Annotated in this window: 24 protein-coding genes; 20 read left to right on the forward strand and 4 right to left on the reverse strand. The window is 31.2% G+C overall.

Features of this window, described 5'->3' with window-relative positions:
* Window positions 1-160: 160 nt before the first annotated feature.
* From KA893_RS00005 to KA893_RS00040, 8 genes are all read left to right on the forward strand, one after another.
* On the forward strand, window positions 161-1261 hold the full coding sequence (locus KA893_RS00005) for an acyltransferase (protein ID WP_194440729.1): 1101 nt from the start codon (window positions 161-163) through the stop codon (window positions 1259-1261).
* A 306-nt stretch (window positions 1262-1567) separates the two neighbouring features.
* Window positions 1568-2794, forward strand: coding sequence for an AI-2E family transporter (locus KA893_RS00010; protein ID WP_002483364.1), 1227 nt, complete (start codon window positions 1568-1570; stop codon window positions 2792-2794).
* A 228-nt stretch (window positions 2795-3022) separates the two neighbouring features.
* A complete protein-coding gene (mprF, locus tag KA893_RS00015; protein ID WP_075339761.1) occupies window positions 3023-5548 on the forward strand; it encodes a bifunctional lysylphosphatidylglycerol flippase/synthetase MprF in 2526 nt (841 codons plus the stop codon).
* 510 nt (window positions 5549-6058) lie between these two features.
* Window positions 6059-7024 (forward strand): LacI family DNA-binding transcriptional regulator, encoded by a 966-nt coding sequence (locus tag KA893_RS00020; protein ID WP_069821963.1) that lies wholly within the window; start codon window positions 6059-6061, stop codon window positions 7022-7024.
* 41 nt (window positions 7025-7065) lie between these two features.
* Window positions 7066-7455, forward strand: coding sequence for a D-ribose pyranase (rbsD, locus tag KA893_RS00025; RefSeq protein ID WP_002483361.1), 390 nt, complete (start codon window positions 7066-7068; stop codon window positions 7453-7455).
* A gap of 15 nt (window positions 7456-7470) precedes the next feature.
* Complete coding sequence (locus KA893_RS00030) at window positions 7471-8961, forward strand: sugar ABC transporter ATP-binding protein (protein ID WP_194375695.1); 1491 nt, start codon at window positions 7471-7473, stop codon at window positions 8959-8961.
* A complete protein-coding gene (locus KA893_RS00035; RefSeq protein ID WP_115340610.1) occupies window positions 8948-9889 on the forward strand; it encodes an ABC transporter permease in 942 nt (313 codons plus the stop codon). Before KA893_RS00030 ends, KA893_RS00035 begins: the two co-directional genes overlap by 14 nt.
* Window positions 9890-9904: 15 nt before the next feature.
* Window positions 9905-10819 (forward strand): substrate-binding domain-containing protein, encoded by a 915-nt coding sequence (locus KA893_RS00040; RefSeq protein ID WP_115340609.1) that lies wholly within the window; start codon window positions 9905-9907, stop codon window positions 10817-10819.
* A gap of 55 nt (window positions 10820-10874) precedes the next feature.
* Here the strand turns inward: KA893_RS00040 and msrA are convergent, their stop codons facing one another.
* Window positions 10875-11390 (reverse strand): peptide-methionine (S)-S-oxide reductase MsrA, encoded by a 516-nt coding sequence (gene msrA, locus KA893_RS00045; protein ID WP_069838005.1) that lies wholly within the window; start codon window positions 11388-11390, stop codon window positions 10875-10877.
* Between the two features lie 139 nt (window positions 11391-11529).
* Here msrA and KA893_RS00050 point away from each other — a divergent pair, with 139 nt between their 5' ends.
* Window positions 11530-12513 (forward strand): LCP family protein, encoded by a 984-nt coding sequence (locus KA893_RS00050; RefSeq protein WP_037538458.1) that lies wholly within the window; start codon window positions 11530-11532, stop codon window positions 12511-12513.
* Window positions 12514-12649: 136 nt separating this feature from the next.
* Here the strand turns inward: KA893_RS00050 and KA893_RS00055 are convergent, their stop codons facing one another.
* On the reverse strand, window positions 12650-12835 hold the full coding sequence (locus tag KA893_RS00055) for a 2-hydroxymuconate tautomerase (RefSeq protein ID WP_002483355.1): 186 nt from the start codon (window positions 12833-12835) through the stop codon (window positions 12650-12652).
* A gap of 149 nt (window positions 12836-12984) precedes the next feature.
* Between KA893_RS00055 and KA893_RS00060 the strand changes: the two genes are divergently transcribed.
* Window positions 12985-14247: a Y-family DNA polymerase gene (locus KA893_RS00060; RefSeq protein ID WP_002483354.1), complete on the forward strand. Its 1263-nt coding sequence runs from the start codon at window positions 12985-12987 to the stop codon at window positions 14245-14247.
* A 148-nt stretch (window positions 14248-14395) separates the two neighbouring features.
* On the opposite strand, the gene KA893_RS00065 is transcribed toward KA893_RS00060, so the two are convergent.
* Window positions 14396-15487 carry a prephenate dehydrogenase gene (locus tag KA893_RS00065; protein ID WP_002483353.1) on the reverse strand — a complete coding sequence of 364 codons (1092 nt, stop codon included), beginning with the start codon at window positions 15485-15487 and terminating at the stop codon, window positions 14396-14398.
* Between the two features lie 175 nt (window positions 15488-15662).
* On the opposite strand from KA893_RS00065, the gene KA893_RS00070 reads away from it, so the two are divergent.
* Entirely contained in the window at window positions 15663-16595 is a 933-nt protein-coding gene (locus KA893_RS00070) for a D-2-hydroxyacid dehydrogenase (protein WP_069838003.1), read from the forward strand.
* Window positions 16596-16751: 156 nt separating this feature from the next.
* On the opposite strand, the gene KA893_RS00075 is transcribed toward KA893_RS00070, so the two are convergent.
* The gene (locus tag KA893_RS00075; protein ID WP_069821970.1) at window positions 16752-17156 is read right to left on the reverse strand and encodes a hypothetical protein; all 405 of its coding nucleotides are present in this window, start codon (window positions 17154-17156) and stop codon (window positions 16752-16754) included.
* A gap of 206 nt (window positions 17157-17362) precedes the next feature.
* On the opposite strand from KA893_RS00075, the gene KA893_RS00080 reads away from it, so the two are divergent.
* The 9 genes from KA893_RS00080 to KA893_RS00115 all read left to right on the forward strand — a co-directional run bounded on the left by KA893_RS00080 (window position 17363) and on the right by KA893_RS00115 (window position 25268).
* Window positions 17363-18400, forward strand: a complete 1038-nt coding sequence (locus tag KA893_RS00080; RefSeq protein WP_069821971.1) for a M42 family metallopeptidase — start codon at window positions 17363-17365, stop codon at window positions 18398-18400.
* A 48-nt stretch (window positions 18401-18448) separates the two neighbouring features.
* Window positions 18449-18631, forward strand: coding sequence for a hypothetical protein (locus KA893_RS13905; RefSeq protein ID WP_075339762.1), 183 nt, complete (start codon window positions 18449-18451; stop codon window positions 18629-18631).
* A gap of 261 nt (window positions 18632-18892) precedes the next feature.
* Window positions 18893-19789, forward strand: a complete 897-nt coding sequence (locus KA893_RS00085) for an ABC transporter substrate-binding protein (RefSeq protein ID WP_069821972.1) — start codon at window positions 18893-18895, stop codon at window positions 19787-19789.
* A gap of 297 nt (window positions 19790-20086) precedes the next feature.
* Complete coding sequence (locus tag KA893_RS00090) at window positions 20087-20299, forward strand: hypothetical protein (RefSeq protein ID WP_069821973.1); 213 nt, start codon at window positions 20087-20089, stop codon at window positions 20297-20299.
* A gap of 592 nt (window positions 20300-20891) precedes the next feature.
* On the forward strand, window positions 20892-22298 hold the full coding sequence (locus KA893_RS00095; protein ID WP_069825871.1) for an anthranilate synthase component I: 1407 nt from the start codon (window positions 20892-20894) through the stop codon (window positions 22296-22298).
* On the forward strand, window positions 22295-22891 hold the full coding sequence (locus tag KA893_RS00100) for an anthranilate synthase component II (RefSeq protein WP_041080522.1): 597 nt from the start codon (window positions 22295-22297) through the stop codon (window positions 22889-22891). Before KA893_RS00095 ends, KA893_RS00100 begins: the two co-directional genes overlap by 4 nt.
* On the forward strand, window positions 22860-23876 hold the full coding sequence (gene trpD / locus KA893_RS00105; RefSeq protein WP_069838002.1) for an anthranilate phosphoribosyltransferase: 1017 nt from the start codon (window positions 22860-22862) through the stop codon (window positions 23874-23876). Before KA893_RS00100 ends, trpD begins: the two co-directional genes overlap by 32 nt.
* Window positions 23860-24642, forward strand: coding sequence for an indole-3-glycerol phosphate synthase TrpC (trpC, locus tag KA893_RS00110; RefSeq protein WP_194375696.1), 783 nt, complete (start codon window positions 23860-23862; stop codon window positions 24640-24642). Before trpD ends, trpC begins: the two co-directional genes overlap by 17 nt.
* Window positions 24639-25268: a phosphoribosylanthranilate isomerase gene (locus KA893_RS00115; protein WP_002483344.1), complete on the forward strand. Its 630-nt coding sequence runs from the start codon at window positions 24639-24641 to the stop codon at window positions 25266-25268. Before trpC ends, KA893_RS00115 begins: the two co-directional genes overlap by 4 nt.

Genomic DNA, 25268 nt, shown 5'->3' on the forward strand with positions numbered 1-25268 from the left:
ACAGGAGTCTGGACTTGACTAGAAAATGATTAATGTTTGTTAATTGTGTGTAATGTAATTATTAAGATTTATAATTTGATTGTAAATTCTATTTACAAGTATATTGAATCATCTTATACTTGGTGTTCTGTCTGATTTGAATTTAGGGGGACGTACGTGTATGAAGTATTATGATGAGGTACCGATAATAAGATCTGTTGCCGCTATGTTAGTTGTGGCGATACATACAATTAATAGTATAGCTTTGTCAGGAGGGACATTTACATCAGATGGCTTAGGTTACGTTAACCAAATAGCAAGGTTAGGAACGCCTATATTTGCTGTAATAAGTGCGTTTTTATTAACAATCTCAGTAGTGAATAAAGGGTTTAATTTAGATTATTTTGTTAAATCACGTTTTAGTAAAATATTTATTCCTTATATCATTTGGACAGTATTTTACTTATTATATAGAGCCTTTTATTTACATAATCTTGAAGATGATGGGAAATTATTGAATTACTTTGTGTATGGAAAAGCAAATTTCCACTTGTATTTTATTTTGACTGTTATTCAGTTTTACTTTTTATTTCCGTTATTACAGAAAATCAAAAAAGGTTGGCCTATTATTATAGTGTATATATTAGCGACAATCGCTAATATCATTTGGATTAGAATGGGGCCAGTTTCATTAGGTGGCGGTGGTGTCGAACGTTTTGTGAATGATAAATTATTCATTATGAATTGGATATCATTCTTTATGTTAGGTATTGTATATGCTAAATTTTACAATGAAATTAGAATCCTCATCTTTAAGCACAAAGCCATATTATCTACTATTTTAGGTATATTATTTATCGATTTCCTATTGAGTATTGATTTGGATCATTTACAAAGTTCAATTACTGTGTCGAATATGATTTATATTCCATTTTTCATTGTGTTTCTAAATTATTTATATGAACATGTTAAAAAGAATCACACCATTTTAAAAACCTTAACCTTAATTGGTAATTATTCTATGGGAATTTATTTAGTGCATTACGTTGCAATTCAATTCGTAAAACGTTTGCCTATAATTGAAGATATAGTGCCACAAAGTAAATTTATGGGCGTATTTATATTAACAGTAGCAGTATCTGTATTGATTGTTTATCTAATAGGTAAAATCCCCTATGGTAACTATATTGTTCCAATTCCAAAGAAAAAAGCAACGCAAACCACAGATGTAGACAAAAAGAAAGTTACTCAAAGCAAAAACACACCTAATTATAATTTATGAGCATATTATAAAATAAAGTCTGAAGCATTGATGATAAATGTTTCAGGCTTTTTTATGCGAAAAAGGGTATGACAATGGTTTTATATTATTGGGGATATATTTAAACTAGAATTATTAAGACGTATGAATTAGGGTACATATATGTTATAAAAATAGATATGTGAAATGTTAATAATGTGATATGATGAGGATTAGTAATTAAGACGATTAAAGCATTCTATGATATAATTTTGTACAGTATTTTTTATCTGGTAGATTATATGATTATAATTTTTAAGAATTAAGTTAAGGTATGGTGAGTTATATATGTCGAATGAAGACAATGTTAGACAAGAAACAAAAAATAAAAAAGAAAAATTGAGACTTAGTTTTCCAGAGACCCGCTTCATGAAATTTATGGGAGGCAAAGATTTATTATTCGCCTTAATCATGCTGATACTCATTGGTATTGCGATATTTATATTTGATCAAGTATCCTATATATTTAAACCATTTATCATTGTATTTAATACGATTGTAGCACCGATTATTGTATCCATCATTCTATACTATTTATTCAATCCATTAGTCAATTTGATGGAACGCTATAATATATCACGTCTTTGGGGCGTTATTATTTTATTCCTAGTTATTATTGGGGTTATCGCGTTAGCAATTAATTTATTGATACCAGTCATTGGTACTCAATTTAAAAGTTTCGGTAATAATTTTCCGCATTATGTAGATAAAGTGAATCAATTTATTGATAATCTTACTAGAAATTCCTTGATTTCTAACTTTTATGGACAAATACAAGAACAATTAGATGCTTTAGCTAACAAGGTACCATCAATGGTTTCTGATTATTTTAATGGTTTCGGTTCAAAAGTGAAAAACTTTGCTGAAGCTATTGTAAATGTAGGGGTAGTCATTGCCACAACACCATTTGTCTTATTCTTTATGTTAAAAGATGGCCATCATTTCAAAGAATATTCTACGAAATTAATGCCACCAAAATTCAGAAAAGATTATCATGATTTATTAGACAAAATGAGTGTACAAGTTGGATCTTATATCCAAGGACAGATTATTGTTTCATTTTGTATCGGTATTTTACTATTTATTGGTTATAGTATTATCGGATTAGATTATAGTTTAATTTTAGCATCTATAGCTGCTGTGACGAGTGTTGTACCATATTTAGGGCCTACAATTGCAATTTCTCCTGCTATCATTATTGCTTTAATTACTTCTCCAATTATGCTCTTGAAATTAATCATAGTATGGACTGCAGTTCAATTTATAGAAGGTCACTTCATATCGCCTAATATTATGGGTAAAACGCTGAAGATCCACCCACTCACAATTATCTTTATCTTATTGAGTGCAGGTAATCTTTTAGGTGTTGTTGGTGTCATCTTAGGTATTCCAGCCTACGCTATATTAAAAGTGTTAGTGTCACATTTATATTCAATGTATAAACGCAGATATAATAAATATTATGGCGATGATGCAGGTGAATATGAAATTACAAACGATGAACAAATACGCTAGAATTTACAACTGAATACTTCATTATTCATCATACATGTAAGAGATTGATAAATGAGTCTGGGACAAAAATAGGTGTCTCGGACTCTTTTTCGTTTTAAAGAAACGATTTTTCATTTTTACGGGCCTAACAATTATGTTAGAAGTTATTATTAAAATTTTATTTCTTATATATTATTATTGTGCTATATTTTTTATTGAGCTTAGATTATTAAAAAGTGAAGTGAAAACATGTCTAAAGAAATGAGAAGTAGATTATTTTCTATTTTAAAAGTTGTGTTTGCGGTGGCCTTATTTAGTATCGTAGTGTTTACTTTATATAAGGAATTGTCGCATATTAATATTAAAGAAACGATTCAGTCGTTTGGAAAAATTAATCGTGTATGGTTAGTCGCCTTATTTGTAATTGGCGGGGCATCCATTGTTGTACTTTCGATGTATGATGTCATATTAGCGAAATCATTAAATTTAAAGATTTCTTTATTAAAAACGATACGTGTTGGGTATATTGTCAATGCGCTTAATGCTGTCGTAGGTTTTGGTGGTTTTATTGGCGCAAGCGTGCGTTTTTTATTTTACAAAAATGCCACCGATGATAAAAGAGCGTTACTGCACACGATTTCTATTGTATTGATTTCTATGTTAACAGGGTTAAGTTTATTATCCATTTTAGTAGTCATCCATGTATTTGATGTATCACATCTATTTACACCATACCCATGGATTAAATGGCTAATGTATGTTGTAGCCTTGTTCTTACCGGTGTTTGTAATTTTTACGATTTTACGACCATTACAAGAAAATCAAAAGTTATTAGGTGTTTATTGTACGATTGTATCAAGTGTTGAATGGCTTGTTGCGGCACTCGTTTTATATATGGCTTTAACAATGGTAGGCGTTCATGTACCAATCTCAATATTTATGGGCATATTTATCATTGCAGCTTTATCAGGACTTATCAGTTTTATACCTGGTGGATTTGGTACATTTGATTTAGTAGTATTACTTGGGCTTAAGCATTTGAATATAGATGAAGAATCTATAGTTTTAGGGTTATTACTTTATCGTTTTGCGTATTATCTATTTCCTGTGCTCGTTGCTTTAATTTTATCTACATTTGAATTTCGTGGTACAGCTAAACACTACTGGGAAGATGCAAGAATACTTGTTCCGGTGAGAGATATGACATCATTATTATCATCTTACCAAAAGGATATTATTGCACGTGCACCCTCGTTTTCAATTGCTATTTTATTAATGTTTACGAGTCTATTATTTTTCTTGAATAATCTAACTATTATCTACGATGGCCTATATGATCCGAATCACTATATCTATTACATTATCGTATCGGTTCACACATGTGCATGCTTATTATTACTTTTAAATGTGGTAGGTGTATATCGCTTATCTAAACGTGCCATCTTATTTTCGATTATTTCTATTATATTAATTTTTATTGTAACAGCCTATACGTATGCTTCATTTATATTACTTAGTTGGCTTGTTGTAATGTTAATTTTATTGTTCATTTTTTACAGAAGAGCACGAGTTATAAAACGTCCATTTAGATATTTAAAATTATGCTTAAGTTTTATAATGGGTGCGCTCGTACTTTATATTAATCATATTGTTATTGCGAGTACGTTTTATACATTAGACATTTATCATATTGAGATAGACACCTCTATTTTGAGATATTATTTCTGGTTTACTATCTTATTGGTAGCGGTTATTGTTGGTCTGATTGTTTGGTGGTTTGAATATCGTTATAGAATATCTAATACACGAGAAGATACTAAAATATGTGCGTCTATTGTAAAACAATACGGTGGTAATTATTTAAGTCATCTCATGTATAGTGGCGATAAAAAATTTTTTATTAATGAAAATGAAGATGCCTTTATAATGTATCGTTATCAACGCAATGCATACATTGTACTTGGAGATCCTATAGGTAATCCCCAATCTTTCTATAGTTTACTAGAGTCTTTCTATCAAGAAGCAGAGTATCTTGGCTATGATATTATTTTTTATCAAGTAACGGATAGAAATATGTCTCTTTATCACAGTTTCGGTAATCAATTCTTTAAATTAGGTGAAGAAGCGGTTATCGATTTGAATGAATTTACGATTTCTGGTAAGAAAAAACGTGGTTTACGGGCAACTTTAAATAAGTTAGATGATTTAAAATATACTTTTGAAGTTATAGAACCTCCATTTACACAAGCTTTAATTACGGATTTGAAAACAATTAGTGATGAATGGCTCGCCGATAAAAAAGAAATGCATTTTTCAGTAGGTAGTTTCAATGAATCGTACTTATCAAAAGCACCCATTGCAATTATAAAAGACAGTGATGGACTTATTATTGCATTTTGTACGTTGATGCCAACTTATTATAAAGGAACGATTTCTGTTGATCTCATACGTTGGAAACCAGATTGCACATTGCCATTAATGGATGGTTTATATTTAAATATGTTGTTATGGTCACAAAAACAAAATTATCAACATTTTAATATGGGAATGGCTACGTTATCGAATGTAGGTCAATTACCTTATTCATTTTATGGAGAACGTATTGCAGGTCGTGTTTTCGAACATTTTAATGGTTTATATAGATTTCAAGGTTTGAGAAAATATAAAGAGAAATTTAATCCAAATTGGGAACCAAGGTTTCTTGTTTATAGAAAACGTCATTCCTTATGGCTTAGTATGATAAAAGTAATGCGTGTCATTAGAAAACATAAATAATATGAATGACAAAACACCCCACATGTGCTCAGCATGTGGGGTGTTTTTAGGAGTTGATAGTGCTTAATGGTTTTGGTGTAATTAATTACTGGAGAAGTTATTAATTACATTAATAAACTAACTATAAAATTTCTAAATATCATTTTGACTCTAACTATGAATTTAACATTACCTTGTTACTTAAGGTATAACCATAATATACCACCAATAGAAAACGCTTTCAACAAGGTATTACCATATTATTTCTTTTCTTTTTAACATATTATCTCTATATATTCTTTTTAAATATTAAAGGTATTATTACACTATGAATCTAATGTTATCTATTCGAAATGATTTTTATTGTAGCTAAATAGCTATCCTAATTATTTATGTTATATCAATAATAACAATTTTAAGCATTATAATTATAGTGTGAAAAAATAATTAAATAACAAGTTTATGAAAATAGACTATTAAATAGTAAAATCTTATGTTAACATGAAAACGGTTACATAAAAGAGGTGAAACATGGCAACGATTAAAGATGTAGCGACTTTAGCAGGATGTTCTGTAGCAACTGTCTCAAGGGCAATTAATAACAATGGTTATGTTAAGGCAAAAACACGACTTCATATAGAAGAAGCAATTGCCGAATTAAACTACCAACCAAATGAAGCAGCACGCACATTATATAAAAGAAAGTCTAAACTAATAGGTTTATTACTGCCGGATATGAGTAATCCTTTTTTTACACTTATCGCTCGTGGCGTTGAAGATGTTGCTTTAGCACATGGTTACCAAGTACTTATTGGTAATAGTGAAAATGATATAAAAAAAGCACAAGACTACTTAGCAACATTCGTATCACACAATTGTACAGGCATGATATCTACAGCATTTAATGAAAATATTATCGAGAACACACTGACTGATCATCACATTCCATTTGTTTTTATAGATCGTATTAATAATGAGCATAATGGGATTTCAACGAATCACTTTAAAGGTGGTCAACTTCAGGCAGAGGTAGTACGAAAAGGTAAGGGTAAAAACGTTTTAATCGTACATGAAAATTTATTAATCGATGCATTTCATCAACGCGTCCAAGGTATTAAGTACATATTAGATCAACAGCGTATCGATTATAAAATGTTAGAAGCAACGTTATTAGATAATGATAAAAAATTTATTGACTTAATTAAGGAACTTAGCATCGACAGTATTATTTGTAGTAATGATTTATTAGCGATAAACGTTTTAGGCATTGTACAAAGATATCATTTTAAAGTTCCAGCAGAAATACAAATTATTGGATATGATAATATTCCATTTTCAGAAATGACCTATCCACAAATTACTACTATAGATCAATCAGCATATCATTTAGGTGAAATTGCCGTTTCCCAACTATTAGGTTTGAATACGGATAATTTAACAAACAACCATAAGCAATTGGCACTTGCAGTTAAACATAGAGGAAGTACACGTAATTAAATGACATTATGTAACGGGTTACATATAAGGAGGTAAATTTTATGTATAAAACAGGGATATTAAATAGCGATATTTCAAAATTACTTAGTGATTTAGGTCATACAGATGAAATTATGATTGCTGATTGTGGTCTTCCAATTCCAAACGGTGTTAAAAAAATAGATTTAGCATTGGATTTTGGTAAACCATCATTCTTAGATGTATTTCATATTGTGAAATCGCATATGGCCATCGAAAAAATGACTTTAGCAAGTGAAATGAAAACTGAAAATGAATCACTTTATAACGTTTTAAAAGAAGAAGAAATTAAATTGACTACTGAATCCCATGAATTATTAAAGCAACATAGTAAGCATGTAAAAGCTATCATTCGTACGGGTGAAGCGAAACCTTATGCGAATGTCATATTAGCTAGTGACGTTTTATTTTAAAGGAGGGATCAATGGATGATTGAAATGAAGAATATTTATAAATCTTTTGGTCAGAATGATGTTCTTAGAGGTGTGGATTTTGATATTGCGGATGCCGAAGTTCATGCATTGATGGGGGAGAATGGTGCCGGCAAAAGTACGTTAATGAAAATTTTAACCGGCGTTTATGAAGCAAATGGTGGACAAATTTTAGAAGATGGTAAACCACTTCAATTTAAAAATACAAAAGACGCTGAGCAACATGGTGTGTCATTTATTCAACAAGAATTAAATATTTGGCCTAATTTAACGGTTTTAGAAAACCTATTTTTAGGTAAAGAACCAACGAAGTTTTTAGGGATAATTGATCATAAAGTGATGAGAAAGCAAGCGTTGGAAATATTTAACAATTTAAATATACAGCTTGATTTGAATCAAATGGCTGGGACGTTATCAGTAGGTATGCGACAAATGTTAGAAATTAGTAAAGCATTAATGCAAGATTCTAAAGTCATTATTATGGACGAACCAACGGCAGCTTTAACGACTAGTGAGATTGAAGTGTTATTCACACAAATTAATAAATTAAAATCTAAAGGTGTTTCATTTATTTATATTTCACATAGAATGGAAGAAATTTTTAATATTGCAGACCGTATTACAGTGATGAGAGACGGCCGGTCTATATTAACTTCGAACACGCAAGAGACCTCTAATGCAAAAATTGTAAAAGCCATGATTGGTAGAGATTTGTATAACCAGTATCCAGAAAGAAATTATAAGCAAGATGAATTAGTGCTGTCAGTTAATCAGTTAAGTTCTACGGTATATGACTTAAATGATGTACATTTTGAGTTACACAAGGGTGAGATTTTAGGATTCAGTGGACTTATGGGTGCTGGTAGATCTGAAATCATGCGCGTGTTATTTGGCCTAGACAAAGGACAAATGCAAGTAACACTTAATGGTAAAACCATTCACATGAATAATCCTAAGACGGCCATAAAGCATGGGTTAGCGTTTATTACTGAAAATAGAAAAGAAGAAGGTTTAGTTTTACAAGATTCTATTATAGAAAATATTTCATTACCTGCATTGAAAAGTTTTTCAAAGGGTGTTTTTTTAACACCAACAGCGATGAACAATTATACAGAACAGATGATTCAGCGTTTGAATATCAAAGGTGGAAAAGATGATATTTGTATGGATTTATCTGGAGGAAATCAACAAAAGGTTGTTTTGGCTAAATGGATTGCTACTGCACCACGCGTTTTGATTTTAGACGAACCAACTAGGGGAATTGACGTTGGCGCAAAACGTGAAATTTATCAATTAATGAATGAACTGACAGAACGTGGTATGTCTATCATTATGATTTCATCAGAATTACCAGAAGTGATAGGAATGAGTGATAGAGTTGCCGTTGTACAAGAAGGTAATATTGCAGGTGTTTTAAATAAAAAAGATCTAACTGAGGAACGTATTATGACATTAGCTACAGGAGGGAATATCAATGAAACAATCTAGCTTATCATTTTCATATTTAGAAAAAATTATTCCATTTATTGGTTTAATATTATTAGTCATTATCGTTAGTGTATTAAATAGTGCATTTTTAGAACCATCTAATCTGTTTAACTTATTGAGACAAGTTTCTATAAATGGATTAATTGCATTTGGTATGACATTTGTAATTTTAACGGGCGGCATAGACTTATCTGTTGGTTCTACACTAGCGTTATCCAGTGCGCTTATAGCTATTTTAATGGTCTCAGGTGTAGATTCTATGATTGCGCTATTAGTAGGCTGTATTTTTGGTGCGATTTTAGGTGCTATTAACGGGCTTTTAATTACGCTTGGTAAGATGGCGCCATTTATAGCGACTTTGGCTACAATGACTGTCTTTAGAGGTTTGACACTGGTTATTACAGATGGCAATCCAATTACTAATTTAAATGGCAGCTATGCCTTTCAATTATTTGGACGAGGTTATTTTTTAGGTATTCCAGTTCCAGCAGTGACAATGTTTATTACTTTCATTATTTTGTATATCATTTTACATAAAACAATATTTGGTAGACAAACTTATGCTATGGGTGGTAATGAAAAGGCAGCTTTTATCTCTGGTATTAAAGTGAATAAATTAAAAATCATGATTTATAGTCTAGCTGGTTTAATGTCTGCAATGGCTGGTGCGATTCTCACATCTCGTTTAAACTCAGCGCAGCCAACTGCAGGTATGTCATATGAATTGGATGCAATCGCTGCTGTTGTATTGGGTGGTACATCTTTAACAGGTGGTAAGGGACGTATACTTGGCACATTAATAGGTGTATTAATTATAGGTGTGTTGAATAATGGACTAAATTTATTAGGGGTTTCTTCATTTTACCAACAAGTAGTTAAAGGAGTTGTCATTATTATTGCAGTACTCATTGATAGAAAGAATAAATAAAGTAGGAGGTTTATCATGAAAAAAATATTTTTAAGTATGATGGCAATGATACTGTTGTTAGCTGGTTGTTCTTTAGAGTCTCCTCTAGAAAAGCAAGATAGTGGTAAATCAGACAAGAAAAAATCAGATATTGTGGTTGGTGTAAGTATTTCTACATTGAATAATCCATTTTTTGTGAAAATTAAAGATGGTATATTAGCTGAGGCGAAGAAACAAGGTATTAAGGTTAAATTTGCAGATGCTCAAGACGATGCAGCAAAGCAATCTAATGATATTGATGATTTAATACAGCAAAATGTAGATTATCTTATCGTGAATCCAACTGACTCAGATGCTATTTCGGGTAGTGTTCAAATTGCGAATGATCAAAATATTCCTGTTATCACATTAGATAGAGAGGTTGCTAAAGGAAAAGTTGCTTCGTTTATTGCTTCAGATAATGTTAAAGGTGGAGAAATGGGCGGCAAGCTCATTGTTGATAAATTTGGTAAAGGTACAAAAGTAGTAGAGCTTGAAGGCATACCAGGTGCTAGTGCAACTCGTGAGCGTGGTAAGGGATTCCACAACGTTGCTGATGATGAGTTAGATGTCGTATCAAAACAAAGTGCCAAATTTAATAGAACAGAAGGTCTAAATGTAACGCAAAATATGATTCAAGCGCATCCTGATATTAAAGCAATATTTGCACAAAATGACGAAATGGCTTTAGGGGCTGTTGAAGCGGTTGGTAATAAAGATATTAAAGTTGTTGGATTTGATGGTAATGAAGATGCAATAAAATCTGTTGAAAACAACAAACTATTTGCAACAGTCGCACAACAACCCAATTTAATGGGAGAAGAAAGTATTAAAACAGTTATGGATTTATTTAATGGTAAAAAAGTTCAAGAAAAAAATAAGATACCTTTAGAAATGAAAAAACAAAAATAGGATTTATGAGAAAAAGCCGGATACAGTGATCATCGTACTGTTTCCGGCTTTTTGTTTATTTATCTGTCTGTTGCTTATAATTTTGACGGTCTTGTTGTTCTTTGGCGTAACGTTCTGGATTTTTTTTATAAAAATCTTGATGTTCTGGCTCTGCTTCATAAAATGTAGCAGCAGGTAATACTTGTGTTGCAATAGCTTTATCTTTATCGATTGTTTCTTTGAGTTGTTCAATATATTCTTCGGCAACATTTTTTTGGTCTTCATTGGTATAGAAGATAGCAGTTTTGTACTGTGCACCTCTATCTTGAAATTGTCCGCCTTCATCTGATGGGTCTATTACTGAAAAGAAAATTTCTAATAATTTATTGTATGAAAACAGTGCTACATCATATTCGATTTCAACAGTTTCCAAATGTCCAGTGTTGCCTGTCTTAACTTGCTCATATGAAGGATTATTCACATGTCCTCCCATATAGCCAGAGGTTACGCTTTCAATACCTTCAAATGTGTCGAAGGGTTTAACCATACACCAAAAGCAACCTCCTGCGAAGTAGGCTTTGTTTATATTCATGCTTAACATCCTTTCCGTATTAGACCTTAGTACCATATATTAAGATATTACTTGATTTTTATACTCTTTTTATATAACTTTAATATATGTTAATTATAGTACATAGAAGTGCAATTTTGAAGATATAAGGTTGATACTAATGAATGAAGACAAACTAAGAAGTAGTAAGAACACACAAGGCAATACTAATCCTCCGCCAATGCGTAGGGGGAAAAAGAAGCGGTTTAGGAAACTACCATTTATTATTTTGATTGGTATTATTATTTTAGCAATTATCATAGGCTATTCCGTACATGGTTATAATTCCGGCATAAAATATGCTAAAGATCATGGTAAAACGTTGAAACAGCATAAATTTAATGGTGCCGTAAAGAATGATGGTAAAATTACGGTTATGGTACTAGGTGCTGATAAAGAACAAGGCGGAATTTCTAGAACGGATTCTATTATGATAGCGCAATACGATTATATTCACAAAAAGATGAAAATGATGTCTGTGATGCGTGACATTTATGCTGATATTCCTGGAAACGGACAGCATAAAATAAATTCTGCATATTCTATCGGTGGACCAGAATTGTTAAGACAAACATTGAAGAAAAATCTTGGCATTGATCCTGAATATTATGCGATCTTAGATTTTACTGGATTTGAAAAAATGATAGATGAACTAGAACCTAATGGTGTGCCAATTGATGTTGAGAAAGATATGTCAAAAAATATTGGCGTGTCATTGAAAAAAGGACATCATCGTCTGAATGGTAAAGAATTATTAGGTTATGCTAGATTTAGACATGATCCAGAAGGCGATTTTGGTCGTGTACGTAGACAACAGCAAGTAATGCAGTCTCTTAAGCAAGAACTCGCAAGTTTGGATACATTACCGAAGTTACCAAAAGTTGCTGGTATTTTAAGAGGTTATTTAAATACGAATATGCCAGATTCTGCATTAATACAATCAGGTTTAAACTTTGGTATCCGTGGTGATAAGAAAGTCGACTCTGTTACATTACCTATTAAAGGTACTTATCAGGATATTCAAACACCAATGGACGGTAGTGCTTTAGAAATTGATAAAGCCAAAAATAAAGCTGAAGTTAAAAAATTCCTTGAAGAAGATTAAGATAGTTTCGACATAAATAAAAAGCGTACGTTACCCTATGGATAGCGTACGCTTTTTTTATATAGAAAATTTTTCATTTGTAATCAGGTGGGTTAGGTGATGAACTTGATTACATTTTTGATCATTAATTCTGTTTTTATTGATCAGATTTTCTCACACCAGCTACGCCATAGTGAGATGCTTTCATTTCTTCTATGACAACTTTTATCGCCTCTTTATTAGCACCTGTTGTTTTTTCTACAGCATTTGTAACCTCAGTTACCAAATTTTTAAGTTGTTCATCTGAACGTCCTTCTAATAACTTTACATTTACGATTGGCATATGTAATTCCTCCTTTAATAATTTAAAGATATTATAGCATGAAAATTCGGAAAATTATAAACATATCAAATCGAAACATTTGTTCTTATCGCTATTGAAATAGAACATTTGTTCGTATATAATAAAATTAATTGAGGGAGGCATGAGATATGTATGATTATAATCTGGTGGAAGAGAGAGATGTATTGTGTATAGATCAAAAAAGTTTTTTTGCTAGCGTTTCTTGCATACAAAAAGGATTAGACCCAATGAAAGAAAAATTAGCTGTTGTTGCTGATACTAAAAGACAAGGTTCAGTTGTGTTAGCAGCAACGGGACCTTTGAAAGCATTAGGTGTAAAAACGGGATCTAGATTATTTGAAATACCACATAGAAATGACATATATATTATTAATCCAAGTATGAGAAAGTATTTAGAAGTTTCTGTAGCAATATCAAAAATTGCATTGCGCTATATTGCTCCTGAAGATTTACATCAGTATAGTGTAGATGAGTTTTTTATGGATGTGACCAATAGTTATCATAGGTTTAGTAGTACGGTTCAATCTTTTTGTCAAAAATTGCAATTTGAAATCAAAGAAGAAACAGGCATCAATTGTTCTATAGGTATAGGATCTAATATGTTATTGAGTAAGATTGCCATGGATGTAGAAGCAAAGCATACTAAAAGTCTAATTGCAGAATGGCGTTATCAAGATGTTCCAAAAAAACTTTGGCCAATCCAACCATTAAGAGAATTTTGGGGAATTAGTAGAAAAATTGAAGCGAAATTGAATAAAAGAGGTATTTTTACGATAGGCGATTTAGCACATTATCCTCACCAATACTTAAAAAGAGATTTAGGTGTTATAGGTGTGGATTTACATTTACATGCGAATGGTATCGATCAAAGTAGAGTGAGAGATAAATATAGAGTAATGAATCCATCTATTTGTAAGAGTCAGATACTGATGCGTGATTATCGTTATGAAGAATCTAAAGTAGTGATGCGAGAATTAATTGAAGATGTGGCGAGTCGTGTTAGAGGGCGAAATCAATTGGCAAGAACAATTCATTTTTCATTTGGTTATAGTGATGAGGGTGGCATAAATAAACAGTATACATTAGAAGAACCGACGAATTTAGAAGACAGTATTTTTAAAGTTGTCGAATATTTTGCTGATAAATTATGTGATCGTACCGCATTGATTCGTACAGTAAGTATTTCATTAACACAGTTTATAGAAGAGACAGATAGACAATTGAATTTGTTTATAGATGAATATGAAAGAAAGAGAAATGAAAAATTAGCTAAAACGATTGATGCATTGCATCGCAAATTTGGACGAGGTATTGTATCTAAAGCTGCTTCTTACACTGAAGCAGGAACAAAACACGGGAGATTAGGGCTTATGGCTGGCCATAAAATGTAAAGTCCCAAATAGCATTCTACTGGGCTTATACATGGAAGGTAGCTCAGGTAAATCTAAAAAATACTGCTTCATCCATTAAACAAGTAGGACAACGAAAATCAAATTTACCAAAAATGATTTCGCTGTCCCACTCATAAAATTTCATATATTAATCAAAATAAGTATCAAAATCACTAAGCGCATCTGCACCATCTTTGCGATCTTGTGGGTTTTTAAAACTAACTCGAAGTGCACCATAAATATCTTCACGAACTTCTAATATTCTCAAGTTGCTTATAGAAATATTATGTAAACTTAGGATATTTGTAACTTTGCTTATCATACCCGGTTTATCCGGAATGTCTACATATAGATCATACTCCACAGATAGTGCACCTTGTTGTTTAAGGGGTAACTGATCACGATAAACTTTAGCATCGTTGAAAAAATCATAAAGTTCATCAGGATTATTGTGTTCGATTATATTAATGACATCAGACATTTGATTTTTCCATTCTTTTAAAATGCGCAATATTGTATTTTTATTTTCAATAGTAATATCACGCCACATAATAGGATTACTACTTGCGATTCTAGTAATATCTCTAAAACCACCAGCTGCAAGCGTCTTAACAAGTGAAGAATCTTCGACATGTTGCGCATTCAAATGAACGAGACTTGAAGCAATGATATGAGGGACGTGACTCACAATACCAGTGACAAAATCATGTTCTTCCGCTGTTGTAGAAATAAATTTAGCACTCGTTGTTTGTAATAAGTGCTGTATTTCCTCAAAAGCAGCATCATTATCAGTTTCATTATGAACTAAAATATAAAAAGCATTTTCAAATAAATGTTTTTTTGCATTTAATACTCCAGATTTATGGCTTCCTGCCATAGGATGGCCACCAACCAAATGAATATCATGATTTAAAAGAAACTGCTCATATTGTTGAATCGTTGACTTTGTACTTCCAGTATCTGTAATAATTACATGTTTTTTTAGTTGATAGTTTGGTAAATCTTGTAAGTATTTAACAGTCTGCTGTACCGGTGTTGCATAAATAATAATGTCAGCATTTTCAACACTAGTTTTATAGTCAGTTGATTGATAATCTATGATACCAATAGACAATGCTTTATCTAATTGTGAAGTATCCGCATCAAAGGCGGTTATTTCGATATCATCATGATAATATCTTAAGTTACTCGCTAAGCTTCCGCCAATAAGGCCTAAGCCAACGAAAAGAATTTGTTTCATTTAACAAACCACCTCTATCAAAATTTTCAGAATAGTAACATTGTATAGTAGCGTATACAATTTCGCAATATGAATTAAAAGTAGAAGTAAAAGTGAATAACTTTATAGAAGGTATGCTAAAGTAAACATATTATGCTTACTAAAATAAACATAGCATGGATTAGGAGAGAAGGCATTGGAAATAAATCATATTTTAATAGCCGGTGACTATAAATCAATTTTCCAAAAATATTTAAAGGATTTAAAGAATTACCAATTAAGTTTTAAGTCAGTTGAATCAATTACAAATGAAGATTTAGATTGGGCAGATGCTTATGTGGGATTTGAGCCATGTGAGCAATTTAAACCATCACAGGTGAAATGGGTGCATACGTTTAATGCAGGCATCAATAACTATTTAGCTATAGACGACTGGCAAACATCGCAAACTTTACTCACAAGAACAATTAGTGATTTTGGAGAAAAAATGAGCGAATATTGTTTGAGCTATATATTAGCTGATTTACAACATCATAAGTTATTTGAAGAACAGCAAGATGAAAACATTTGGCTCAAACAATCACCACAAGCATTGCGAGATCAAACTATAACTATTTTTGGTACTGGAGAAACTGGACAAACCATTGCTAAGATATTTTCATTATTAGGTATGACTGTCTACGGTATTTCTAATAGTGGGAAAGCAAAAGCCTATTTTAAAAAAGTGCTTCCTATCCATAAAGCTAAGACATTAGTTCAGCAAGCAGATTATATTATCAGTACTTTGCCACTAACAACAAAAACAGAAAAATTATTCAATCAAACTATGTTTGAAGCATTTGATCAAGCTTATTTTATCAATGTTGGTAGGGGACAAGTGGTGGATCAAGAAAGTTTAAAATCAGCTTTAAACAAAGGTAACGTCAGACATGCGGTATTAGATGTTTTTGAGTCAGAACCATTACACAAAAACTCTGAATTATGGCAAAGAAATGATATCACTATCACACCTCATATTTCTGCATTAACCGATTTGAATGAAGCTGTCACATGTTTTTATCATACTTTGAAAAATATAGAGCATGGTGAAATACTTGAAAATCAAGTGGATTTAAAAAGAGGCTATTAACAACGAACAAGCTGTACATATAACAAAAGCAATCATAAAGCTGTTTCTAAAAGTAAAATAAAGCTACTATCATCATCTCTATGTAAAGAATAGTAGCTTTATAATTAAAATTTAAGTATGTTTGGCAACATCAATTTAGCATATGGTTTTAAAATGTTATTGTATATTTTTAGATTTAGAATTTATATTTAACCTTTTTTCTAATACAGATATAAAAATAAAATTAACTAAAACAACTAAAAAAATAGTGCCAATATTTCCAAGTAAATGAGGCAAATCAAAATATAGTATTATAATCATCAATAGGATATTTGTATAAACATAAATATAAACATGAGTCATTATTTTTCGTTTAAGTTTATTTGATGCTGAGCCGAAGAATTTGAGAAGGCTTAATAAACCTAAAATTAATAAAAAACTTATTGCAATCATACTAGTGAAAACGTTATATTTTGTTGAGCTTGAAGTCAGAAAGATATTTAATACATATAAAATAAAAAAGATTATAGATATCGTATATCTTAATCTAACTTCCAATTTTAAAAGTTTGTCATTTTTCATAAAGTTTTATACACCCCTAAAGCATAATGATTATTTAATACATATTATTTAGAATTTCAAAATAATATTTAAAAATGTTGTTGTATGCAATGTAACATAAATTTTTAAATTCAACTATGTATTTTAAAAGGGATATAGTATTAATGGTATTATTTTTAAAATTTAAACGTTAGACTATATATATAATATATTTGGAGGGGGATTAGATGTCAGAATCAATTTTTAATACAATTCAAGCATTGACGGCAATAAATAGTCCGTCAGGGTACGCAGAAAAAGCCATTCAATACGTAAAAGGTGAAGCAGAACAATTAGGCTACCCAACAGAAGTGACTAACAAAGGAGCGCTATTAATCACAGCAAAAGGTGAAAATGATGAAGCGCAAAAATGTGTTACAGCACATGTGGATACGCTTGGCGCTATGGTCAAAGAAATTAAGGAGGATGGTCGTTTATCACTAGATTTAATCGGTGGGTTTAGTTATAACGCAATAGAAGGGGAATATTGTGAAATTGAAACTTCGTCAGGACAAATCTATACAGGAACCATTTGTTTACATGAAACAAGTGTACATGTATATCGCAATAATGACGATATCTCGAGAGATATTGAACATATGGAAGTAAGAATAGATGAAAAAGTCTCAACCAAAGAAGAAACTCAAAGTTTAGGTATAGAGGTAGGCGATTTTATAAGTTTTGATCCAAGAACACAGATTACATCATCAGGTTTTATTAAATCACGCCATTTAGATGATAAAGCAAGCGTAGCCATGATTATTGAATTTTTAAAGACTATAAAAAATAAAAATTTAACTTTACCACATACGATTCAATTCTATATATCAAATAATGAAGAAATTGGTTATGGTGCTAATGCGTCTATATCTCCAAAAATAAGTGAATTTATAGCATTTGATATGGGAGCATTAGGAGATGGACAAGCATCGGATGAATACACAGTTTCTATTTGTGCAAAAGACGCATCTGGTCCATATCATAAAGGGTTACGAGAGCAATTGGTTGAATTATGTAAGATAAATCAAATACCGTACAAGGTAGATATTTATCCATATTATAGTTCTGATGCTTCTGCAGCATTAAAAGCGGGTGCTGATATCAAGCATGGTTTATTTGGTGCAGGCATTGAATCCTCTCATGCATTAGAACGGACACATATCGATTCTATAAAGGCAACGCAAGCATTGTTACAGGCTTATTGTCTAGCAGCTATACAGAGCTAAATGTTTATACTAATTGTTTAAAATTATTAGTTGAAAAGGAGAATTTGAGTGGAACAGTCACTACTTTGGTCAAGAAAATTCATACCTGTGTATTTCATAGTAGCAGCGCTACATTTCATATTTTTTAAGATGTATATCCAAACAGACAATTATTCTATTTATTTGATGACTATTTTACTTGTTGGTTTAGGTATTGCTTCTTGTATATATAATTATAGAAATAGGTTATAATTTAAATGAAGTACCAGCTATGTTAATGGAATTAGAATCTTTGATGCCATAAAAACATAGATATATTAAAAAAAGAGCCATTTATGGCTCTTTTTTTGGTTTGAAAAATCATAACAGTCTAGTAAGTGAATTCAACAAAGTTAATGAACAACTTAAACAATAAATAAATTTAAATGAAAACTCAGACATCTTATTGATAATCAATATCAATTACTGCATAATAAAATGATATTGAAAAAATATACTAAAAGGGATGATAGGATGAAAAGATTAATTGTTTTATTTTTAAGTTTATTAATTATTTTGTCTGCTTGTGGTCAAAATAAAGACTCGAATAAAGAAACAAAAACGTTTAAAACGCAATCAGGAAAGAGTATTAAAATACCAAAGCACCCAAAAAGGATAGTAGTTTTAACTTCAAATTTCGGTAATTTTAAAGATTTAGGCGTTACACCTGTGGGTGTTAATAATGATTTTCCAAAATCAAAATATATCAATGAAAAAGGTGCTAAACGTGTAGGTTCAGAAGATGTTGAAGGTGTTGCAAAATTGAAGCCAGACCTAATTTTGACTTATGATGTAAATACTAAAATAAAAAAATATCAAAAAATCGCACCTACAATACCAATAAAATACAATGATTATTCATATAAAGAAATGCATCTTGCAATAGGGAAAATACTAAATAAAGAAAATGAAGCTAAAAAACAAATTAAAGATATGGAGAAACAACTTCAATCTGATGGAAAGGTAATTAAAGATAAAATAGGCTCAAATAAAACTTTTACCGTAATGGAAATCAAACCTAAGCAACTTTCAATTTTTGGTGAAAATTTTGGTAGAGGCACGCCAATAATATATCAAGAATATCAATTACCATTTCCAAAAGGTGTAAAGGGAATGCTTGATAAAGATGGCTTTAAAACAATACCACATGAGCAATATAGCAAATATACTGCTGATTTTATATTAATTCCGACTGAAAAAGGTAACCCTATCAACAATGAATTTACAGAATCATCGCTTTGGAAAAATCAGCCAGCTTATAAAAATAATCATATATATTATTATCCTAAAAATGAGGCTACCTATTCTGATCCTTCATCGCTTAAGAAACTTTCAAATTATTTCAAGGATAGATTGCTAGAGCAAAAATAAACATATGATGATATTGAAGTGACATCTTTGATTATGGAATATAAAATTGTACTAATCAAAGATGTCTATATATTACTTATTAAAGAAAGATAATTTCAATGGCCAAAATGATTTAAATAACGCGTAGGGTGGTTTTTAAACTGAAGAAAACGCTGCTTTATTAGCTTTTTTAATAATAATGAGCCGTTTATAACAATTTAAGGGTAACTGTTGGCATCTCGATGTATATACCATTAAAATAGAATTAACGACTAACTATAAAAAAAGCAATCAAATGTAATATGGGAGTATAAAATCATGAAAAAACCGAGTTTAAGAACGTTATTGTTAACGATATTTTGGATATTAGTTTTACTATATGCGATGTATGTAACATTTGCTGACCATAAATTTCAATATCATCCAATTATCTTTTTATTCTTATTTGCCATGGGTGCAAATTTAATCAAAAAAGTCGCTCCAAAAGATAATTATGAAAAATATCAAAATAATAAAGACAAGCTAGAATAGGCTTACCTAATATGGCTTTGTAATATAATCGATGTATTTTTCAATAGCACGGAAAGTATAAAAATGAAATTAATGATTGACAAATTGATTTTATCCTAGTAGGATTCTAGGTAATTACTTTTTGCAACGAAAGTTGCCATTTGAAAGATAACGTAGCAAATATGTCATGTAGCAAAAAGAAAGCTAATGGTTGATGAAAATTAGCACTGCATATATTGTGAATTGGGCTTTTAAATGTACTAAATTAATAGCAATGAAAGTGAACAATGAATTTGTTAACTAAGGTGGCACCACGGTAACGCGTCCTTACAGTATGTATGCGTTAATGTGGTGTTTTTTTATATTAAATTTGAACTGAATTAGAAAACAAAATGAAGTAAGTTATGGCAGGGTAGTTACAGAAAGTTAGTGGTTGATGCAAACTAACACCCACATATACTGAAATTGGGTTTTGTTGGATTAAAACGAATAAAACAAAGAGCGAGTAGATGATTTTAAATTAATTGTTTATCTACTAATTTTAGGTGGTACCGCGCGTCAGCGTCCTTAACATAGTTTAAGGGCGCTGTTTTTTTATAAGGAGGAAAGTTAAATGAAAGTACAATATCAAAAGTTAAATGCTGAAGTTACCCCAGAAGCATTAGCAAGATTAAGAAAAAATAAAATGATTTTAGAAAGCTCAGATCAATCACAATTAAAAGGACGTTATTCTATAGTGATTTTTGACACTTATGGAGCAATTACTTTGGATAATGATGAAATGACTATTCAAACAGCTACTAACAAAACGATAGAACAGAATCAACCTTATGAAAAAATGCAAGCTTTTATAGATCAATATAAAACTAATATAGAGGATGCAATATTAGAAGATTTACCTTTTATTTCAGGTTTCGTTGGTTCGTGTAGTTTTGATTTGGTAAGACATGCATTTCCTGTTTTAAAAGAAATTGAATTAACAGATCACCCACAACACGACGCAAAATTATATATGGTAGAAGATGTTTATGTTTTTGATCATTACAAAGAACATTTATACGTCATCGCAACGAATTTATTTTCTAATCAAAGTGATGAACAATTGAAAGCACGTGTGCAACGTCGTGTAGAAGAATTACAACGAATTAATATCTATCCTTTACGAAATGAACAAAAAGTAACAGAAAAAAACATAAAATCTAATATGGCAACGGAACAATTTATAGCAACAGTAGAAAAAATGAAGCATCTTATACAACAAGGTGATATGTTCCAAGTTGTGCCATCTATCATATACAGCTATGAACACAATTTTGGACAACAGTTACATCAATTATCTTATCAGTTGTATCAAAATTTAAAACGTCAAAACCCAAGTCCGTATATGTACTACTTGAACATGGATGAACGCATTGTCGTCGGCAGTTCACCTGAGAGTTTTGTAAAAGTTCAAGGTCAAACAGTAGTGACCAATCCTATTGCTGGAACAATAAAAAGAGGAAGCACTCTGGAAGAAGACAATGCAAACGAAACACAATTGAAAAACGATCACAAAGAATTAAGTGAACATCGCATGTTAGTTGATTTAGGAAGAAATGATATTCACAGAGTAAGTGAAAGAGGTACTTCTAAGATACAAAAGTTAATGGCAATTGAGCGTTATGAACATGTTATGCATATTGTAAGTGAAGTAACAGGACAACTTAAGCAAGACTATTCTCCAATGTCTGTGATTGCGAGCTTACTACCTACTGGTACAGTGTCGGGTGCTCCAAAACTAAGAGCCATTCAACGTATCTATGAAGCACAACCACAAAAACGAGGTGTCTATAGTGGCGGTATAGGCTACATCAATTGTAATCATGATTTAGATTTCGCCTTGGCAATACGTACAATGATGATTGATGAAACACATGTAAATGTTGAAGCTGGATGTGGCGTTGTCTATGACTCAATACCTGAAAAAGAACTAGAAGAAACAAAGTTAAAAGCTAAGAGTTTATTGGAGGTGTCACCATGATATTAATCGTTGATAACTATGATTCATTTACCTATAACCTAGTAGATATGATAGCCAAAAATAATGAAGTGATAGTGAAATATCCTGATGATTCGGAGATTTATCATTTAGATGTAGATGGTGTAGTCATATCACCTGGGCCAGGGCACCCATTAGATAAAGAAGATTTAATGAAAATTATAAAGCATTATGAAAATAAACCAATCTTAGGTGTATGTTTAGGTGCTCAAGCATTAACATGCTATCACGGTGGAGATGTTATTCAAAGTGAATTCATCATGCATGGTAAAACGGATCAAATGAGAATCATAAAAGATACAAAGTTGTATAGAAATATTCCAGAATATTCTGAAATAATGAGGTATCATTCACTGATTAGTAATTCAAAAACAATACCTGAAGCATTTATTATAACAGCAGAAACAAAAGATTGTATTCAATCATTTGAACATAGTCAATTGTTACACTTCGGAATTCAATATCATCCTGAATCTTTTGCAACAGCGGATGGTGTACAAATCATCAATAATTTTTTGAATATAGTAAAGGAGGACAAAAGTAATGGAACTACAAGCACAATTAAAACAGTATAAACCATTAAATCAGCAACAAATGAATGAATTTATAGAACTACTTATTGCTGATGATATATCAAACGAAGTAAAAGCAAATTTATTATCATCGTTCTCAGAAAAAGAGATTACTCAAGAAGAATTAACATATATTTCAAAAAGTTTGATTCATTCTATGTATCGACAGCAGCCTTATTATCCGAATGGTATGTGTGTTTGTGGTACAGGGGGAGATAAATCAAATAGCTTTAATATTTCAACGACAGTTTCATTTGTAATTGCTAGCGCAAATATCCCTGTGATTAAACATGGCAATAAGAGTGTTACCTCATCATCAGGTAGTACAGATTTGCTAGAGGCAATGGGTATAAATACAAGTTCTGTTGAAGCAACACCAAGTCAATTGAATCAAGTTGGTTTAGCTTTCTTGAGTGCAACAGATACGTACCCGATTATGAAAAGCATTCAACCTATTAGAAAAATGATGACTAACCCAACAATTTTTAATATAACTGGTCCGATTATTAATCCATTTAAATTAGATTATCAAGTGATGGGTGTATATGAAACATCAAAATTAGAAAAGATTGCTCAAACACTTAAAGATTTAGGCCGTAAAAAAGCAATCGTTGTCTATGGAGCCAATGGCATGGATGAAGCAACGCTTTCTGGTGATAATATGATATACGAAGTAAATGAAAACGAAGCTACTAAAAATTATACTGTAAATCCAAAGGACGTTGGTTTAGCGCATGCACCAAATGAAGCGCTCATTGGTGGTACACCACTTGAAAATTTAGAGATTACCAAAAATATTTTGACGGGTGTTGATCGAAGCGCAAAACGTGATGTAGTGGTGTTTAATGCGGGTATCGCTTTATATGTTGCTGAGAAGGTCAGTTCTATTAAACAAGGTGTAATTGAAGCACAACGCTTAATTGATAATGGCAATGCTATTGCACAATACAACAAAATGGGAGGAATGACATATGACTATATTGGATGAAATCGTGGATTATAAAAGAAATTTAATAAAAGAAGGTTACTATGAAGAGAAATTAAAGACATTAAATGAGGTAGACATTACGCATAAATCTTCGTTTAAGTCGCAATTAGATGAGTCTAACCAATTAGCATTAATCGCAGAGATTAAATCTAAAAGTCCAACATTAGATCAATTACCAAATAGAGATTTAGCACAACAAGTTAAGGATTACGAAGCTAACGGTGCAAATGCAGTCTCAATTCTCACAGATGAGCATTACTTTGGAGGTAGCTATGAAAGATTGCAAGATTTAACATTACAAACGACTTTACCGGTACTATGTAAGGACTTTGTTGTCGATAAAATTCAAATTGATGTAGCAAAAAAAGCCGGAGCATCAATCATATTGTTAATCGTTAATGTATTAACAGATCAACAAATGAAAGATTTATATCAATATGCGACATCACTAAATTTAGAAGTACTAGTAGAAGTACATGATAAAGAAGAATTGGAACGCGCTTACAAATTAAGCCCGCAACTTATTGGTGTAAACAATAGAGATTTGAAACGATTTGTCACAGATGTGTTGCATACAAATGAAATATTAGAAAACAAAAAAGAGGGCTACCATTATATTTCGGAAAGTGGGATTCGGGATGCACAGGATGTAGCGAATGTGGTTGAGTCAGGTATTGATGGTCTGTTAATAGGTGAATCGTTAATGAAATGTGAAGATTTAAGTCAATTTTTACCAGGCTTGAAATTAACTAAGGTGACAAAGTGAAAATAAAATTTTGTGGATTTCGTACGTTAGAAGATGTTGAAAAGGCAAAAGCATTGAATATCGACGCTATGGGCTTTATACATTTTACTGAGAGTAAGCGATTTGTTGATATTCAAACGATTAAACAATTTACAGATATTATACCAAATGATAAGGAAAAAGTGATTATTCTAGTAAATCCTGAACGCGCTACAATAGATAGCATAATTAATCATACAGGTATTACAACAATACAACTTCATGGAAACGAACCTATAAGTACGGTGCAATATATTAGACAACAAAATAGTAACTTAAAAATTATTAAAGCATTACCTGCAGTAAATCAACAAACATTATTAACATCAATAGATGATTACAAGCATTCAGTTGACCAATTTATTATTGATACACCATCACAATCCTATGGTGGTACTGGCAAAACGTATGATTGGAAAATTTTAGATACCATACATGATGTTGATTATTTAATTGCAGGTGGCATTAATTATGAAAATATACAAAAGATAGAAAACTTATCACTTCATCATACTGGTTATGATATTGCAAGTGGCATAGAAACGAATCATAAAAAAGACTTAAATAAAATGTTAGAAATTATAAAACTTTTAAAAGGAGCTCAATAA

The organism is Staphylococcus sp. GDY8P126P (assembly GCF_017891965.1).
GTDB classification, from domain to species: domain Bacteria; phylum Bacillota; class Bacilli; order Staphylococcales; family Staphylococcaceae; genus Staphylococcus; species Staphylococcus saprophyticus.